Source organism: Rheinheimera texasensis (genome assembly GCF_964031785.1).
In the GTDB taxonomy this organism is placed as follows: domain Bacteria; phylum Pseudomonadota; class Gammaproteobacteria; order Enterobacterales; family Alteromonadaceae; genus Pararheinheimera; species Pararheinheimera texasensis_A.
Genome location: NZ_CAXIRE010000004.1, coordinates 1 through 16347 on the forward strand (window position 1 = coordinate 1; position 16347 = coordinate 16347).

Sequence of the window (16347 nt, forward strand, 5' to 3'; positions counted from 1 at the left end):
GTCACCTATGAGTGTGAACCTTACCGTCGGTTTTTCTTTGGTTACTTTCTTTTGCTGAAACAAAAGAAAGTGACTCACCGTTAGGTGAACTCTTTGCTAAGCGGACTAGCCGCACAGGCAAAAACGAAAAATAAGCCAACCGTCGCCCGCAGGGCAAAAAAATCAAGCCACGCGCAGGGCAGCGCCTTGCCGCCACGACTGCAGCACTGCATCAACAATCAGCGCATGATCAGCATTCAGCACCAGATGCTGGTGGGCGTGCAGCTGTGGCCAGTGTTGCCACCAGCCACCGCAGCGGGCGACCAGATTGGCGAAATTGACCGAAGTGTCGCCGGCCAGATAATTGCGCCAGTGCCGGCAGTGTTTGCGTAGCATCTCGCCATTAGGTTTGCGCCAGCTGACCGGATCTATCGTCACTAATTCGTCGACACGATAACCGCTGGCAATGACGCGGGCGGCGGTACTGGCGCCGTAGCTATGCGCGATCACCAATACCGGCTGGCCGGCATGTTGCTGCAAAAACCGGCTTAAAGCGCGGGATTCAAACCACTGAAAATAATGCTGGCCGGGCAACACGTGCTGGCGCACCAGCCCGGTGTATTTGTCCAGCGCGCCGCCCACCCAAATCACCCGGCGCAATTCGGTCACACTGCTATGGTGAGTCATCTCGCACCTGCCTTAGGACTTACTCCAGTACCCAGCCAAATTCGTTTAAAATAGCCCGGTGTTCGGGCCCGCCATACACCTGATACCAGGCGTGTCTGAGCCGTTCCCGCACCGAAAAAGGTACACCTTTGCGACTGGCGACTATGTACACCGGATTGCTGTGTAACCGAAAGGCGATTTTATAACGCGCGGCCAAATCCGGGTAAGTGCGGCTCCATTCCAGATATTGGGTTTTATCTTCCAGCATGCCCACTACCCGCTCTTTTTGCAGCAAATTCAGTTTTTGCGTCAGGCTGTTAGCATATTGCAGGAAAGGCTGAAATTCGGTCTCAAGGCTGGCCTGTGCAAATTCGTCGCCATACCAGGCGTCGCGCAGCACGCCAACAGCGCCAGGTAACATCAGGATATCACTGAGTTTTTTTACTTTCGGCAGATATTGTTTATCCAGCACCAGCACGGTTTCTTCCAGATAATGCGGGCCGATAAAATCGGCATATAACTCACGCTCTAAGGTGTAAGACATGGTCAGCATCAGGTCGATTTTTCCGTCGCGCAGCAAAGCCAGACTGCGGGGCCAGGGGCTGCCGACCACTTCGAGGCTGCAACCGGCTTTGTCAGTCAGTAATTTCAGCAGGCGGTGATGTAAATCGTACCAGCGTGGCAATTGCAGGCCGGCGGCGGTAGTCAGTTCTTTCGATTCATTCAGGTGCGCAACCAGATGGCAAGGCGCGGGCTCTGGTGTTGCCGCTTTGGCCGGCAGCAGTTCCTCGGCCGACACCGCTGCGCCAAACGCCAGACAGACCCACAGCATACACCAGCTTGCTGGCTTCATTGCGCATCCGCCGACAGTTCGAGCCGGGCTTTTTCCACCAGCTGCTGGTCCAGTTCCTGTTTCACCGCCACACCCAACTCCTTAAATTCTGCCGCCTGTTTTATCAGATTGCCTTTGCCACTATAAAGTTGCGCTAACGCCTTGTCATAACTTTCCCGTGCCTTGTCGAGCTGTTTACCGACCCCCTGCATCGATTCCAGAAAAGCCGCCAGCTTGGCGTAAAAACGCTCAGCGCGCTGCGCCAGTTCTGCACTGTGCTGGTTTTGCTGCTCGAAACGCCATAGCTGCCGCACGATATTCAGGCTGGTCAGCAATGTGGTTGGCGTCGCGACCAGCACATTACGTTCCAGCGCTTTTTGATACAACAAAGGGTCATGTTTTAACGCTTCGACGTAAGCCGACTCAATCGGAATAAACATAAACACCACTTCCGGCGAATTCAGCCCGTCGAGCTGGTAGTAGCTTTTATCGGCGAGCTCGGCAATTCGATCACTGACCGCCTGACAATGGGCTTTTAGTGCATCCGCCCGTTCCAGATCCTGCTCCGCGTTCACATAACGGGTATAGGCCAGCAACGAGGTTTTTGCATCGATCACCAGATGCTTTTGTTGCGGCAGGTCAACAATCACATCGGGCCGGCGCCGGCCCTGTTCGGTCTGAAAACTGACTTCACGCCGGTAATCGACGCCGGGGCGCAGGCCCGAATTTTCCAGCACATTTTCCAGCATCAGCTCACCCCAGTTGCCCTGCAGCTTCTTCTGGCCCTGCAGCGCACTGGTTAAACGCGCCGCCTGGTCGGTGATGGCGGTATTGAGTTTTTGCAGATTCAGCAGCTCGGTTTTCAGCTCACTGCGCTGTTTTAGATCTTCAGTGTGAATGGCTTCGACTTTGTCGCGAAAGCCTTTCATATCGGCCTGTAGCGGATGTAACAGCTGCAGCAGACTTTGCTGGCTCTGGCGGGCAAACTGCTCGCCTTTTTGCTGCAAAATCTGGTTGGCGAGGTTTTCAAATTCTTGTTTTAACTGCAGTTTGCTGTCCTGCAACAAGGCCAGCTGCTGTTGATACTGGCTTTGTTTTTCGCTCAGCAGCACCTGCAGCCGGTCGTGTTTTTCTTTCAGACGTAAATAGTCCTGCTGCTGCTGGCGTACTTCGTCCTGACTTTGCTGCAGCTGCATGCGGTGGTCATTCAGCAAACTTTGCTGATGCTCCAGTTGCGCCTGTTGCCGGATGTGTTGCTCGCTGAGCGCCCGATTCGCCTGTTGCTGGCGCCACCAGGCCACTATACCGCCCACACATGCCAGCGCTAACAGCAGCTCCAGCCAGAGCCTGACATCAGTGAATTCGTTCATTTTGCCTCCGTTTCAACGGCTTAGCCCTACCACTGTATTACTATACAGCTTTTTAAGCCCATGTCGTGCCTGCGCCGAACGGTTTTGTCTCAGTTGGAGCTCAGGCTGAAATCGGCTAGGCTGGTTTGATGAGGAAAAGTTCTGTGAGATACCTTGATGCCAGCCAATAAAACCATCGCCACTAACGTCCCGGTTTCTGCCTATCTGGCGGCTATTACAGACCCGCAGCGCCGCGCGGACTGTGAGCAATTACAGACCATGATGCAGGACATCACCGGCTGTGCTGCCACTATGTGGGGCAGTAGTATTGTCGGGTTTGGCCAGTATCATTACCGCTACGCCAGTGGCCGCGAAGGCGATATGTGTGTGGTGGGTTTTTCCAGCCGTAAAACTGATATCAGTATTTATTTGCTGGCAGAAGATGCGCAGCAGCAACAGCTGCTGGCGCAGCTGGGGAAACATAAGATGGGCAAAGCCTGTTTGTCGGTGCGCCGCCTCAGCGATATCAACCTGCAAGTACTGCGACAGCTCCTGCAAGGCGCTGTTGCAACGATGCAACAACGCTATGCCTAGGACGTGTTATTCGCCAGCCGGTGCGGCCGGTTTGCGCATCAGCCGGTAGACAATGGCCAGAATGGCCAGCACAAAGAGCCCCAGCGAGACCAACACCAAACCCTTGCCCAGCAATTGATGATATTGCATCAGAAACGGCAGTTTCATCAGCGTTTCACTGGCGAGGCTCAGCACAAAAGTCCAGCACCAGGCACTGACCAGACTAATCATGGTGACATGCAAAAAAGTCAGCCGGGTCATGCCCATCATCATCGGCGTCAGCACCCGGACAAACGGAATAAAACGCGAAGAGAACATCGCCAGCAGACCATGGCGCTCCAGCAGCGACGTCGCACGCGGCAGGCTGTTGTCAGGCACGATACGCCCGATAAGATGCATAAAACGCGTATGTGCCAGCGCATAGCCCTGCCAGTATGCCAGCAGGCTGCCAAGCCCTGCTGCCAAAGGCATGTAGAGATACACCACCTCCGGTTCAATCACCTTGGCAGCCATCAGGCCACCGGCCATCAGTACCAGACTGTCGCCCGGTAACGGCAAAAATACAAAAGCTGATTCGAGAAACAAAATCAGTAATAAACACCAAATCAGTAAATCCACTTTCCCGAGCTGGATCAGCTGATCAAAATTCTGGTGCCAGATCGCCATGAGCATTTCTTGCATCGACTGCGGTTCCTCTGGAGGGCAGGCTCAAAGGTCTGCCGGGGACTTTGGCGGCTAAAACCCGGCCTGTTGCCGTGACCCGCGCCATCATTCCGGTCAAAAACAAACAGCTGAAGCAGCTGTGTAAAGGCCGACTTTTTAGCGGCTGGGCGGCCGTTCGTCAAACAAAGTTTTTTGGCTAAGGCAGCGCAAGCTCAGCTATTTTTCCAGCGCAGAAGCCGTAAGCGCAGACATTTTATTGATTTCTAAAGCAAAGAGTAGGCAGATCATCAAAATGTCAGGCGAAAGCGCCCGGCGAAAAAACGCTGCCCCACCACAGCCTGTTTGCACCGCCCCTTGTTTTCCACCGGTGAAATCCCTATAACCCGAATTCATCTTTTGATATTTATGGCACTCCTATGACCCGACATTTTGATTACATCGCTATCGGTGGCGGCAGCGGCGGTATCGCCAGCGCCAACAGAGCTGCCAGTTACGGCAAAAACTGCGCAATTGTGGAAGCCAAGGCCCTGGGCGGCACTTGTGTCAATGTCGGTTGTGTGCCGAAAAAAGCCATGTGGTTTGCCGGGCAAATCGCCGATGCGCTGAAGCTGGCACCGGATTACGGCTATGACGTCACAGCGCCGCTACTTGACTGGGGCAAGCTGGTCGAAAGCCGCGAAGCTTATATCTCCCGCATTCATGGCTCCTACGAGCGGGTGCTGGGTAAAAACCAAATCACGGTGATCAAAGGTTTTGCCCGGTTTATTGACGCCCATACTATCGAAGTGGACGGCGAGCGCTACAGTGCCGACCATATCAGTATCGCCACCGGCGGCGTGCCGGCCTGGCCAGCCATTCCGGGTGCTGAACTTGGCATCGACAGCGATGGTTTTTTCGCATTAGACCACTGCCCGAAACGGGTCGCCGTCGTCGGTGCCGGTTATATTGCAGTAGAAATTGCCGGAGTGTTACAAGCGCTTGGCAGCGAAACGCATTTGCTGGTACGCCACGACAAAGCGCTGCGTAGTTTTGACGCCATGCTGTCGGACACTTTGCATCAGCTGATGCAGCACAATGGCATTCAGGTGCACTCGCATACTGAAGTGACCGCCGTCAACCGCGAAGCCGATGGTTCTTTGCTGCTGCAACTCAGTACCGGCCATGTGCTGCAGGTGGATTGCCTGATTTGGGCCATTGGCCGCACGCCGAATACACAAAATCTGAATCTGGCTGCAGCTGGCGTCGAAACAGATGCGCAGGGTTTTATTCCAACCGACAAATACCAGAACACCAATGTACCGGGCATTTATGCCATCGGCGATAACACCGGCCGCCTCGCACTGACGCCGGTTGCGGTTGCCGCCGGCCGGCGTTTATCCGAGCGTTTGTTTAATGGCAAAACCGACGAACACCTGAACTACGACTTAGTACCGACTGTGGTGTTCTCGCACCCGCCAATTGGCACGGTCGGCAAAACCGAGGCCGAAGCACGCGCCGAATACGGCGATGCCGCAGTCAAAGTCTACAGCAGCGAATTTACTGCCATGTACCGCGCTTTAACTTCACACCGTGAACCCACGCGGATGAAACTGGTCTGCGCCGGCCCTGAGCAAAAAGTGGTGGGCCTGCACGTGATTGGCTATGCCGCCGACGAAATGCTGCAAGGCTTTGCGGTTGCCATCAAAATGGGCGCAACCAAAGCTGATTTTGATAATTGTGTGGCTATTCATCCGACTTCTGCTGAAGAGTTCGTTACGATGCGCTGATAAATCACCGTCTGTGCCCAAATCAGGTTGCAGTTCTGCCAATGCCGGCTAGCTTTGAAGAGTTCGCTTTAGAGAGAATGCCGGCTGGCGGCAAGCCCAAACCACAGGAGCACAACAATGGATATCAAGGATGGTGAGTTTCAGGGTGGTGCATCCGGCGCCGGGGTCAATATTTTAGGTCAGGTGATGATCGAGCGCGAAAAAACCAAAAGGCTGTTGATTGGTGCTTCCTGTGTGTTTCTTGTCATCGCCGCGTTGGTGCTGGTGTTCGCACCCGCTGAAAAACAACAACTGTCTTATATGCTGGGTGCTGCATTATTGTTGATGGCTTTGGGTGCCATCGGCGCCACCCGCTTTCAGATCAAAGTGCCGGGGATCACTATCGAAACCCAATCCGCTGCCACATCAGCAACCGCAGAGACGCCCAATCAGCCACGAGGACCGGCCGCCTGATCTCAGCCTGACTAACTACAGCCTGAACTTGTAGGCGCAGCATCTGCACTGCAGCATTCCGCCATTAAAAAACCCAGCAGCTGGTTCATCGCGGCAAACTCCAGGCGGCACCATAAAGTGCGGCCATCGCGGGTTTGTTGCATCAGACCGACTTTACTCATCCGGCTTAAATGATGCGACAAGGTTGAACCCGGGATATTCAGCTGTTGTTGGATTTCGCCCACGCTGATGCCGCCCTGCCCGGCGCGTACCAGGATGCGGAAAATCGCCAGCCGGGTGCTATGGCCTAATTCAGCCAATTGCGCTGCTGCTTGTTCCAGATCCATAAAAGCCATCCTGCAATCACTGATAATGCTGCATTCTAACGACAGAGTGCCGCCGCACTCAAACTTATTTCGACAACAATAGAAATATAAATTGACGATTCCATATTTATCGAAATATTATAATTCGACAAACATGGAAATATAGGAAGTGCCCAATGACCAGTTTCAGCCCAAGCCAAAGCGCCGATATCGCCAGTTTGCTACAACAGGCCGGCCTTGGTCTGTTAGGCAAAGATAGCGCATGGCTGCCGGCGCCGGTGTCGCTGACGCCGTACCATCTAAGTGACGAATTATGGCAACAGGCCTTAGCGGCCGGCCGGCTGCTTGGTTTATTGCATCTGCGTGTGGCACAGCAAACTGACTGGTTGCTGCAACAGCTGGCACCGCTCGCTACGGGCAACAGTCTGCCAGGCCAGCTAACGCGCCTGCTGAACGCAGCTGGCACTGCCAGCCGTATTGCTAAAACTGTCTCGTTACAACGCCATGACCTGATGCTGGACCAAAACCAACAATGGCGCTGGGTCGAGTCTAACCCTATCGCCGCAGGTATGGGGCCACTGAATAGCCGGTGGCTGGGATTGCTGCAACAGCAAATGCCCGGGCATTATGCAGAAAATCCGGCGACTGGCGCACAGGCGCAGCTGCTGTACAAAGCCGCCGCCGCTCAAGCGGGCCAGACAAATCCGCAGATTGTATTTGTGGTCGAACCACAGGAAGACAATGTGTTTGACCAGCAATTACTGGCTGAAGCGCTGCAACAGCTCGGTGCCACAGTGCAACGGCTGACACTGGCGCAACTGCACCAGCGGGTTGCCGCAAATCCGGCCGGCAGCCGAACGCTTTGTGATGCGCAGCGCCAACCGCTGCATTTATTGTATTTTCGCACCGGTTACAACGCCGCTGATTATCAAAGTGCAGCGCAGCTTGAGTTGCGGGCGCAGCTTGAACACTTTGATCTGCTGGTGTGCCCGTCGCTGAGCGAGCAACTGGCCGGCAGTAAATGGCTGCAATTGCGGCTTTGTCAGTATCTGCAACAACCAGTAAGGCATGCGGAATTTGCCGCGCAGTTTGGTTTTAGTCTGGCGGAAACCCGCCAACTTGCCGCGTTAACAGTGCCGATGGCGGCAGTCGATGAGCTAACCGCGGACGAAGTGGCAACCCGCCTCGCCGCCGGCTGGTGGTACAAACGCCAGGCCGAAGGCGGTGGCAATGTAGCCCGTGCGGCACAAGCCAGCCACTGGTATGCCCAGCGACAATCTGATGCCGGCGATATCCTGATGGCGCCAATCGACGCCAAGATCCGGCCGGAAGCGTTGGATAAACTGGTGCAGGGCCAGTGGCAATCCGCATCAGGCCATATCAGCGAACTGGGCATTTTCAGCCTTGGCGAAAGCGCCAGCTATGGCGGTTATCTGCTCAGAACTAAAGCCTCAGACAGCCTTGAAGGTGGCGTGCATAAAGGCTTTGCCGTGCTCGATACTGTGCAGTTGATCTGGCGTTAAGGCCTAATGCCAGTCAGTTAAACTGGCTGGCATTGTTTTTTGTATTAGATGAACCCTCAAAGGCGAGCTGTGGTGGCAAAAAAGCAGACCGTCAGCCGCAGGGACAGCGGATGACGAGCCTATAGGGACATATTCACGGCGTGTCTGCGTTTTGCTGGCGCAGCTGCTGAGGCCTTTCTTTCCACTCTGTTTAACAAATTTGCGTCTTGATCAGCATTAGGCACTAACACCCGGTATTTCTCGGCAACCCCAGACTCAGCACTGTGGCCAGCAGCAACATCAGACTGGCGGCCCATAAACAGGGCTGCAGGCCATAAGTCTGATAAATCCAGCCGGATAACAAAGTGCCGGTTAAGCGCCCCATCGCGTTCGCCATGTAATAAAAGCCCACATCCAGCGACACGCCGTCGGCCCTGGCGTAGCTGACTATCAGATAACTGTGCAGCGCCGAATTGATCGCAAACACCACGCCAAACACCAATAAACCGGCGAGTAAAATCCACAAATCCAGTGCCGGCGCACTGAGCATGCCCATACTGATCCACAGCGGTACGCCGGTCAGAATGGCCGCCCAATACAAAGCACTGCCGCCATCCGGCACTTGCCCGCCGCGCTGTAAAAGTTTCGGTGCTGCGGCCTGCACCGCACCATATCCTATGACCCAGAGCGCCAGAAAACTGCCGACAGCGCTGTGGCTCCAGCCAAACTGCGTCGACAGATACAGCGGCAACGCAATGACAAACCAGACGTCACGCGCGCCGAATAAAAACAACCGCGCTGCAGACAATTGGTTGATGGGCCGGCTTTTGGAGAACAAATCACGAAATTTGGGTTTAAAACTGCTTTTACCCAAATCACGTTTTAGCAGCACCAGACTAAGCAGCCAGACCAGCGCCAACATCGCCGCCAGCGCCAACACTGCGCCCTGAAAACCAGCCAGACTCAGCAGCAAACCACCGAGGAAAAACCCGACACCTTTCAGCGCATTTTTTGAACCGGTTAAAAGCGCCACCCAGCGAAATAACTGGCCTTGTTGTTCGGCCGGCAACAGCAGTTTTAACGCGCTTTTCGCGCTCATTTTGTTGAGATCTTTGGCGATGCCCGACAGCGCCTGCGCCAGCATCACCCAGGCGACCGTCAGATATTCAGGCGGGACCAGCAACAAAGACAGCGCCACCACCTGCAGCAACAAGCCGATATGCATAGTGCGATTGAGGCCAATGCGCGCGCCGAGCCAGCCACCGGTTAAATTGGTCACGACGCCAAAAAGTTCATACAACAGAAACAACGAAGCAATAGCGAGCGCTGAAAACCCCTGCTGATAAAAATGCAGCACAATCAACATGCGCAGCGCGCCATCGGTCAGGGTAAAGGCCCAATAATTGCCGGTGACGACGGCGTATTGCTTCAGGTTCTGCTGCCCCTCCATTTGCTTAGCTGCCTTCATCCGGCGCTGCCGACGAGTCGCGCCAATTCGACAGTGCGGTTGGCGTAGCCCCATTCATTGTCGTACCAGGCGTAGATTTTCACCTGGGTGCCGTTCACTACCATGGTCGACAAAGCATCAATGACGCTGGAGCGCGGGTCGGTTTTATAATCGACTGACACCAGCGGCCGGCTTTCATACCCCAGAATGCCTCGTAATGGCCCTTCGGCAGCGGCCTTCAGCAAGCTGTTGACTTCCTCAGCGGTGGTCGCGCGCTCGACTTCAAACACACAGTCGGTCAAGGATGCGTTGGCGAGCGGCACCCGTACCGCATGGCCGTTTAAGCGGCCTTTCAGTTCCGGGAAAATTTCCGTGATGGCGGTAGCAGAGCCGGTGGTGGTTGGGATCAGGCTGGCGCCACAAGCGCGGGCGCGGCGTAAGTCTTTGTGCGGAGTATCCAGAATCGACTGGGTATTGGTTAAGTCGTGAATCGTCGTGATGGAGCCGTGTTTAATGCCGAGGCTTTCATGGATAACTTTGACCACAGGTGCCAGACAATTGGTGGTGCAGCTGGCTGCGGTGACTATCCGGTGCACTTTGGCATCAAACAGCTGCTGATTCACCCCCATCACCACATTGAGCACACCCGGCTCTTTGACCGGCGCGCTGACCACCACGCGTTTGACGCCCTGCGCCAGATAAGCCTGCAGCACTGCTTGGCTTTTCATCTTGCCGGAGCATTCAATGACAATGTCACAGCCCGACCAGTCGGTATCGGCAATAGTTTTGTGCTGGCTGACTGCAATGCTTTTGCCGTTGATCACAATACTGTCGTCGGTATGGCTGACTTGATGTAACCAGCGCCCATGCACCGAATCAAAGTTCAGCAGATGCGCAAAAGTGGCGGCATCACCGGCCGGGTCGTTTACCCGGACAAATTCAAATTCAGGCCAGTCAAACGCTGCCCGTAATGCCAACCGGCCAATGCGGCCAAAACCATTAATGCCAACACGAATACTCATTAAAACTCTCCGGCGCTTTTTGTGCTTTAGCGCTAAATCAATGAAAAATCTTTTATTTCAGCTTGTTGAAATAATCCAGATGCGGCTTGAGCGTTAACGCATAAGGCCGTAGCGCCTGCACCCGGTTTTTCGCTTCAATTTTATCCAGGCCCAGTTCCAGCAGGATTTGCGCTGCCAGCAAACCAGTGCGGCCCGAACCACCTTTACAGTGAATGGCAATTTTGTCGCCAAATCGCAGCCACTGATGCACTTGTGGCGCAGCGACCTGCCAATTGATGTCAAACAAATGCCCAGGCGCCTGATCATCATCAATCGGGCAATGAAACCAGCCAAGGCCCAGTTCGCGGCACAGTGCAGGAATATCATTGACCTGCAGTTGCTGCATTTCGCTGTCCGGCGTCAGGCTAATCACCGCCACAGCACCTGCCGCTTTGAGTTGTTCCAGTGCGGTTTTAATCTCAACGCCTTTAGTGCCGGGGCACGGCGTAAACAGCAATGCCGCCGTGGCGCCGGTGCCCGGATTAATCAGCAGCTCGTCAAATGGATGGGATTTATCAGCCATGATGCTTTCCTCTGTCGGCAAAAAGTGAAGTATGGCTCAAGGACAGCACGCCGACTGCCGCGCCGGTCTGTCGCCCATGGCACACAGCTTTTGTGTCAGCGGCGCCAGTTGTTGTGGATTTTGCAGCAATGTCAGTTGCAGGCTTTGGCAGGCCCAATCCGGTAATGCCGGATTTAAGCGGTAAAACACCCACTGGCCCTGGCGACGGTCCAGCAACAAACCGGCTTTACGCAGCATCGCCAGATGGCGGGAGATTTTTGGCTGGATGTCGTTGAGCGCACAGACCAGCTCACAGACACAAAGCTCCTGTTGCTGACAAATCAGCAACAGGCAATTGAGACGGGTTTCATCGGATAATAATTTATAAAATTCAACTGGTTGTAGCATTTTAACTTATTCTGAAATTTACCAAACCGAAAATATACGGAATATCATATATATGATATTCCATATGTCAATGCACAACAGAGACAAGCCAGCGCCGTTCTGACAAACTGCGGTGCAAGTATTAAATGAGTGCAGATTAAAAAATCAGGGATAGAACGAATGAAAGCGACCGTGATGGCCAGCATCAGCCTGTTGACTGGTGGGCTGCTGTTGCTGCTTGGATTGCTGGATCTCAGTGACTTGCAGGCAACCCTGCAGGCCAAAAATAAAGCCGAATATACCGGTGCGTTAGCTGAATTTCACTGCAGTACCGAACGCAGGCAATCAGCAGTAAAATTGCGCTTGGCGCAGCATCCGCCAACAACATGGTTCTATACGGACAGAGGCCTGCTGGGCTTGATTGAACCCTGTAAAGTCCTGCAGCGCGCCGCCACTAGCCAGGCAAACATGACAGTTTTAGCTGCCCACAGCCAGATCATCCGGCTCAGTATTGCCGATCAGCTGATCTACCGACCACAAGACTGGCGGAAACATCATCTGAAAAATGCCATCGGTGCTGCACTTATCGGTGCATTACTATTGATGTCTGGGAGCTACATGTTTTACCGGCACCGGTACCAACGCCGACAGGCTGACATGAAACCGAATGAAAATGAAAGTCCATGAGTCAGCTTCGCCATCCCGGTCAGCTTGGCTGAACGCAACGTAGTACGCAGCCTGACGATTGCCGGAGGCGATCTACGGACACGCAATATCACTACACAGGAGCCCTGCATGCTGAATATGCATTTTGCCGAACGCGTGGTGATCGATACCACCGCGCAGCCATGGCAACCAAGCCCGATGCCGGGCGTGCTGCGTAAACCGCTGTCACGCGGTGGGGCAGAATCCGGCCATGCGACCAGTTTGGTATCTTATGCCGCCGGATCCCACTTCAAGTCGCATCCACATCCGGGCGGGGAAGAAATTCTGGTGCTGGAAGGTATATTCAGTGATGAACACGGCGACTATGGCCCGGGCAGTTATCTGCGTAATCCGCCAGGCAGCCAGCATGCACCTTTTAGCCGCGATGGCTGTACTTTGTTTGTCAAATTGCATCAATTCAATCCAGCCGATCAGGCCACAGTGCGGATAGATACCGCAAACACTGCATGGTTGCCCGGCCATGGTGGTTTACAGGTGATGCCTTTGCATAGCTTTGAAGGTGAACATACCGCACTGGTGCGTTGGCCGGCCGGCGAAGTGTTTCTGCCGCACCGCCATTTTGGTGGCGAAGAGATACTGGTCCTGAGCGGCACTTTTTGCGACGAGTTCGGCGAATATCCGGCGCGAAGCTGGCTACGTAGTCCACATCAAAGCCAACATACGCCTTTTGTCCGCGAAGAAACCGTCATTCTGGTAAAAACCGGCCATTTGCCCTGGTGAGTTCAAGGCTTTGTAAGGATAGAGTTGGGCGCAGTCACAAACACAAGCGATAACCTACCCCTGCTTCGGTTTTTAAATAATGTGGCGCTGTCGGGTCGTCGCCGAGTTTTTGTCGTAAGTGACTGACCACAATACGTAAATAATGCGTATCATCGCCGTGGCTTGGGCCCCAGATTTGTTCGAGCAGCTGTTTTTGCAGCACCACTTTATGCACTTGCTGCGCTAAGGCAGCCAGCACCGCATATTCTTTGGGGGTGAGCTCTACCGGCTGCCCGTCGACCTGCACCTGACGCAGCGCTAAGTCGATGCTCAAATGGCCGTCGGTTAATAGCGGCGATGCGGTTTGCGTCTGCCGGTCACGCAGCTGCGCCCGCACCCGTGCCAATAATTCTTCGACGCTGAACGGCTTGGTGACAAAATCCTGCGCGCCCAAATCCAGCGCCTGAATTTTGTCGCGATCGCCGGCACGCACCGACAGCACGATGACCGGCACTTTGCTGAAACTGCGCAGCTCGGCCAGCAGTTCACTACCATCGCCGTCGGGCAAACCTAAATCCAGCACCAGTAAATCTGGTTGCTGGCGCACCGCTGCGGCAAGACCAGACTCGACACTGTCCGCTTCAACCACCTCATAGCCAACGCTTTTCAGCGCGATGCGCAGCATTTTGCGAATTTGCATTTCGTCGTCGACGACTAATACTTTTGCCTTCACACCATCTCCTCACTGGCCTGCTGTTGTGCTGGCAGCGGTAATTCAACGACAAAACAGGAACCCTGACCGCTTTTGGCGGCGTGAGCTTCGACAGTGCCGCCATGCGCGCCAATCATGCCGCGGCAAATCGCCAGTCCCATGCCGGTATTGTGGCGTTTGCTGTCGCCGTCGGCCACCACATAAAACATATCAAAGACTTTTTCGCGTAAATCCGCCGCGATGCCGGGGCCTTCGTCTTCAATCTCGATATGACAATAACGCCGCTCCGGCCCGGTTCTAAGTTCCGCTGTCACCACCACAGGTGCACCGGGCGGACTATAACGCGCGGCATTTTCCAGAATATTAAACAGCGCCTGTTCCAGCAACGCCGCGTGGACAAACAGCGGCGGTAAATCAGCACTGACCTGACAAATCAGACTTTGCTGTGGAAAAAAGCGTTTTAACCGCTGCCGCGCACTGGCCAGGATGTCATTCACCGACACCCAGTCCCGCTCCAGTTTGAGCTGACCATGCCCAAGCCGGGTCATATCCAGCAAATTCTGAATATAACGGTCCAGTCGCTGGCTTTCACTTAAAATGGTCTGCAGCAGTTCGTGCCGGTCGGCTGCGCTCAGCTGGTGTTCCAGCACCAGCAGGCTTTCCGCCGAGCCCATCATTGCCGACAATGGCGAGCGTAAGTCATGCGACACTGAGCTTAACAGCGCCGAACGCAGCTGCTCCATTTCGGCTTTGACCCGCGAGCTTTCCAGCTCAGCACTCAAACTGATGCGTTGCCAAACGGAGCCAGCCTGCTGTAGCAAACTAGTAATAAGACGTTCATCGTCTGGCCGCAGCACCGCCAGTTCAGGCGCAAATCGCACCAGCAACACGGCCACTGTACGTTGTTGCACCCGTAGCGGAAAAGCGCTCCAGACACTGGCGGTCAGGGTTTCACTGAAACGCCCCGCCATCGCCTGATGCTGCGCACACCAGTCCAGCACGGCACCGTCAATGGGCAACAACGGCGCTTGCGGTGCCGGCAGCAGCTGCCACTGATTTTCCGCCGGCAATGCCAGATGCACCGGGGCCTGTAGCGCGCTGCTGAGCTGCGTCGCAAGCACCTGCGCCAGTTCATCGGTTTGATGCACCACAGTGAGCTTGGCGGCAAAATCACGCTGAAATTCGGAATACCGGTTGGCAGCCTTCAGCAGCAAAAGCTGCTGGCGAATTTTCGACGCGGCCGGCCCGCAAATCATGCCAATCACCAGCAGAAAAATCAGCGTGGTGATGTCGTCACTTTTGTTGACGTTAAAACTGAAATAAGGCGCAGTCAGGAAAAAGTTAAAGCTGAAAAACGACAAAACCGCAGTGAAAATTGCTGGCCGCGCGCCGTATTTCAGGCCGCAGGCTACCACCGCCAGCACATAAATCAGCACCAGGTTGTCGTTGTCCAGCACCCGGTGCAGGACGATAGCGACACTGCTGGCAAGCGCCATCAACAGCAGGCCAACGCCATAACCGGCGGTCTGACCAAAAGGACTGGTGGGCATCGGTAACTGCGCTGAACTGGTGGCATCAGCGCGATATACCGACACTTCCAGCGGCAGACCGCTATTGACCAACTGCTGATACAAAGGTTTGCGCCACGGCTGCCACCAGCGCGGAGTGCCGGCACCGACCAGCACCGCATTGATGCGTTGTTCGGTGATATAAGGCCCGATGGTCTGCAACGTTGAAGGGCCGCGCAGCACATCGGTGCTGGCGCCGAGTTCCCGCGCTAAGGCAAAAGTGGCCTGCAACCGTTGTTGCTGCGCCTGATATTGCATGGCGCCGGTATCAACCCAAACCACCACCCAGGGCACCTGGCGTTTTTCTGCCACGCGCCGGCCGATGCGGATTAAGTATTCATGGTCACGCCGGCTTGAGATCAGCACCAACAGCTTGTCAGCGATGGTGTAATCCTGACAAGTGGCTTTGGCTTGTTGTTCGGTTTTCAGCTGGCTGTCGACATGATGCATCACCAGTTTGATCGCCATTTCCCGCAGCGCAGTTAAGGTTTCCAGCTGGAAAAACTGCTGCTGCGCCTGTTCAGCAAATTCACCGAGATAGACTTTGCCCTGCGCCAGCCGCTCTAATAAATGTGCCGGTTCCAAATCGACAAACACCAGCTGCCGGGCGCTGTCGATAAACTGATCCGGCACTGTTTCACGTACCCGCACACCACTGACCTGCAGCACCAGGTCGTTGAGGCTGGCGACATGCTGGATATTCATCGTGGTATAGACATCAATGCCGGCCGCCAGCAATTCGGCGATATCCTGATAACGTCTTTTGTGCCGGCTGCCTGGGATATTGGTGTGCGCCAGCTCATCCACCAGAATCAGTTTTGGTTTTCGCGCCAAAGCGGCATCGAGGTCAAATTCTGTCAGCAGCTGCCCCTGATAAGACACTTCACGCCGCGGTAACAGCGTGAAGTCATCGAGTAAAGCCGCAGTGTGACTGCGGCCGTGGGTTTCAATCAACCCGACCAGCACATCCACCCCTTGCTGCATCCGCTCGCGTGCCGCTTCCAGCATGGCGCAGGTTTTGCCAACGCCGGGCGATGCGCCGAGAAAAATCTTCAGCTTGCCGCCACTGGGTTGCAGTGACTTTAACAGCGCATCAGCCTGCTGGCTGCGCAGATCTGGCTGCGGGGCAGTGGAAAGATTGCGGGTCGGGTTCATCA

The 16347-nt window shown here is 54.8% G+C and carries 17 protein-coding genes; 6 read left to right on the forward strand and 11 right to left on the reverse strand.

Annotation, left to right across the window (positions count from 1 at the left end):
- Positions 1–162: 162 nt before the first annotated feature.
- The 3 genes from ABNT34_RS00135 to ABNT34_RS00145 are packed head-to-tail and all read right to left on the reverse strand — an operon-like array spanning position 163 to position 2847.
- Positions 163–666, reverse strand: a complete 504-nt coding sequence (locus tag ABNT34_RS00135; RefSeq protein WP_348727659.1) for a hypothetical protein — start codon at positions 664–666, stop codon at positions 163–165.
- Positions 667–685: 19 nt separating this feature from the next.
- Positions 686–1498: a transporter substrate-binding domain-containing protein gene (locus tag ABNT34_RS00140; RefSeq protein WP_348727661.1), complete on the reverse strand. Its 813-nt coding sequence runs from the start codon at positions 1496–1498 to the stop codon at positions 686–688.
- Positions 1495–2847 carry a DNA recombination protein RmuC gene (locus ABNT34_RS00145; RefSeq protein ID WP_348727663.1) on the reverse strand — a complete coding sequence of 451 codons (1353 nt, stop codon included), beginning with the start codon at positions 2845–2847 and terminating at the stop codon, positions 1495–1497. Before ABNT34_RS00145 ends, ABNT34_RS00140 begins: the two co-directional genes overlap by 4 nt.
- Before the next feature lie 156 nt (positions 2848–3003).
- Between ABNT34_RS00145 and ABNT34_RS00150 the strand changes: the two genes are divergently transcribed.
- Positions 3004–3420, forward strand: a complete 417-nt coding sequence (locus tag ABNT34_RS00150; protein WP_348727665.1) for a DUF1801 domain-containing protein — start codon at positions 3004–3006, stop codon at positions 3418–3420.
- Between the two features lie 6 nt (positions 3421–3426).
- On the opposite strand, the gene ABNT34_RS00155 is transcribed toward ABNT34_RS00150, so the two are convergent.
- Entirely contained in the window at positions 3427–4080 is a 654-nt protein-coding gene (locus tag ABNT34_RS00155) for a DedA family protein (RefSeq protein WP_348727667.1), read from the reverse strand.
- Between the two features lie 398 nt (positions 4081–4478).
- Here ABNT34_RS00155 and gorA point away from each other — a divergent pair, with 398 nt between their 5' ends.
- A complete protein-coding gene (gene gorA, locus ABNT34_RS00160; RefSeq protein ID WP_348727668.1) occupies positions 4479–5828 on the forward strand; it encodes a glutathione-disulfide reductase in 1350 nt (449 codons plus the stop codon).
- Between the two features lie 117 nt (positions 5829–5945).
- Complete coding sequence (locus tag ABNT34_RS00165; protein ID WP_348727670.1) at positions 5946–6281, forward strand: hypothetical protein; 336 nt, start codon at positions 5946–5948, stop codon at positions 6279–6281.
- 11 nt (positions 6282–6292) lie between these two features.
- Here the strand turns inward: ABNT34_RS00165 and ABNT34_RS00170 are convergent, their stop codons facing one another.
- Complete coding sequence (locus tag ABNT34_RS00170; RefSeq protein ID WP_348727672.1) at positions 6293–6607, reverse strand: metalloregulator ArsR/SmtB family transcription factor; 315 nt, start codon at positions 6605–6607, stop codon at positions 6293–6295.
- A 155-nt stretch (positions 6608–6762) separates the two neighbouring features.
- Here ABNT34_RS00170 and ABNT34_RS00175 point away from each other — a divergent pair, with 155 nt between their 5' ends.
- Entirely contained in the window at positions 6763–8109 is a 1347-nt protein-coding gene (locus tag ABNT34_RS00175) for a hypothetical protein (protein ID WP_348727674.1), read from the forward strand.
- A gap of 223 nt (positions 8110–8332) precedes the next feature.
- Here the strand turns inward: ABNT34_RS00175 and arsJ are convergent, their stop codons facing one another.
- From arsJ to ABNT34_RS00195, 4 genes are read right to left on the reverse strand one after another with little or no spacing between them, the layout of a single operon-like run.
- Positions 8333–9556 (reverse strand): organoarsenical effux MFS transporter ArsJ, encoded by a 1224-nt coding sequence (gene arsJ / locus ABNT34_RS00180; protein ID WP_348727676.1) that lies wholly within the window; start codon positions 9554–9556, stop codon positions 8333–8335.
- Positions 9553–10557: an ArsJ-associated glyceraldehyde-3-phosphate dehydrogenase gene (locus ABNT34_RS00185; RefSeq protein ID WP_348727678.1), complete on the reverse strand. Its 1005-nt coding sequence runs from the start codon at positions 10555–10557 to the stop codon at positions 9553–9555. The genes arsJ and ABNT34_RS00185 overlap by 4 nt, the downstream gene beginning before the upstream one ends.
- A gap of 52 nt (positions 10558–10609) precedes the next feature.
- Positions 10610–11119 carry a protein phosphatase gene (locus ABNT34_RS00190; RefSeq protein WP_348727680.1) on the reverse strand — a complete coding sequence of 170 codons (510 nt, stop codon included), beginning with the start codon at positions 11117–11119 and terminating at the stop codon, positions 10610–10612.
- Between the two features lie 36 nt (positions 11120–11155).
- Positions 11156–11506: a metalloregulator ArsR/SmtB family transcription factor gene (locus ABNT34_RS00195; RefSeq protein WP_348727682.1), complete on the reverse strand. Its 351-nt coding sequence runs from the start codon at positions 11504–11506 to the stop codon at positions 11156–11158.
- A 129-nt stretch (positions 11507–11635) separates the two neighbouring features.
- Here ABNT34_RS00195 and ABNT34_RS00200 point away from each other — a divergent pair, with 129 nt between their 5' ends.
- Complete coding sequence (locus ABNT34_RS00200) at positions 11636–12172, forward strand: hypothetical protein (protein WP_348727684.1); 537 nt, start codon at positions 11636–11638, stop codon at positions 12170–12172.
- A gap of 108 nt (positions 12173–12280) precedes the next feature.
- Positions 12281–12931: a cupin domain-containing protein gene (locus ABNT34_RS00205; RefSeq protein WP_348727686.1), complete on the forward strand. Its 651-nt coding sequence runs from the start codon at positions 12281–12283 to the stop codon at positions 12929–12931.
- 34 nt (positions 12932–12965) lie between these two features.
- Here the strand turns inward: ABNT34_RS00205 and ABNT34_RS00210 are convergent, their stop codons facing one another.
- A complete protein-coding gene (locus ABNT34_RS00210; protein ID WP_348727688.1) occupies positions 12966–13643 on the reverse strand; it encodes a response regulator in 678 nt (225 codons plus the stop codon).
- Entirely contained in the window at positions 13640–16345 is a 2706-nt protein-coding gene (locus ABNT34_RS00215; protein WP_348727690.1) for a sensor histidine kinase KdpD, read from the reverse strand. Before ABNT34_RS00215 ends, ABNT34_RS00210 begins: the two co-directional genes overlap by 4 nt.
- Positions 16346–16347 lie beyond the last annotated feature (2 nt).

What these genes read in the sequence shown, in the direction of transcription:
- ABNT34_RS00140 (WP_348727661.1), bottom strand. Translation starts at nt 1,498, where the DNA reads ATGAAGCCAGCAAGCTGGTGTATGCTGTGGGTCTGTCTGGCGTTTGGC.
- ABNT34_RS00205 (WP_348727686.1), top strand. Translation starts at nt 12,281, where the DNA reads ATGCTGAATATGCATTTTGCCGAACGCGTGGTGATCGATACCACCGCG.
- ABNT34_RS00135 (WP_348727659.1), bottom strand. Translation starts at nt 666, where the DNA reads ATGACTCACCATAGCAGTGTGACCGAATTGCGCCGGGTGATTTGGGTG.
- ABNT34_RS00215 (WP_348727690.1), bottom strand. Translation starts at nt 16,345, where the DNA reads ATGAACCCGACCCGCAATCTTTCCACTGCCCCGCAGCCAGATCTGCGC.
- ABNT34_RS00155 (WP_348727667.1), bottom strand. Translation starts at nt 4,080, where the DNA reads ATGCAAGAAATGCTCATGGCGATCTGGCACCAGAATTTTGATCAGCTG.
- ABNT34_RS00175 (WP_348727674.1), top strand. Translation starts at nt 6,763, where the DNA reads ATGACCAGTTTCAGCCCAAGCCAAAGCGCCGATATCGCCAGTTTGCTA.
- ABNT34_RS00185 (WP_348727678.1), bottom strand. Translation starts at nt 10,557, where the DNA reads ATGAGTATTCGTGTTGGCATTAATGGTTTTGGCCGCATTGGCCGGTTG.
- ABNT34_RS00145 (WP_348727663.1), bottom strand. Translation starts at nt 2,847, where the DNA reads ATGAACGAATTCACTGATGTCAGGCTCTGGCTGGAGCTGCTGTTAGCG.
- ABNT34_RS00190 (WP_348727680.1), bottom strand. Translation starts at nt 11,119, where the DNA reads ATGGCTGATAAATCCCATCCATTTGACGAGCTGCTGATTAATCCGGGC.
- ABNT34_RS00195 (WP_348727682.1), bottom strand. Translation starts at nt 11,506, where the DNA reads ATGCTACAACCAGTTGAATTTTATAAATTATTATCCGATGAAACCCGT.
- gorA (WP_348727668.1), top strand. Translation starts at nt 4,479, where the DNA reads ATGACCCGACATTTTGATTACATCGCTATCGGTGGCGGCAGCGGCGGT.
- arsJ (WP_348727676.1), bottom strand. Translation starts at nt 9,556, where the DNA reads ATGAAGGCAGCTAAGCAAATGGAGGGGCAGCAGAACCTGAAGCAATAC.
- ABNT34_RS00170 (WP_348727672.1), bottom strand. Translation starts at nt 6,607, where the DNA reads ATGGATCTGGAACAAGCAGCAGCGCAATTGGCTGAATTAGGCCATAGC.
- ABNT34_RS00150 (WP_348727665.1), top strand. Translation starts at nt 3,004, where the DNA reads ATGCCAGCCAATAAAACCATCGCCACTAACGTCCCGGTTTCTGCCTAT.
- ABNT34_RS00165 (WP_348727670.1), top strand. Translation starts at nt 5,946, where the DNA reads ATGGATATCAAGGATGGTGAGTTTCAGGGTGGTGCATCCGGCGCCGGG.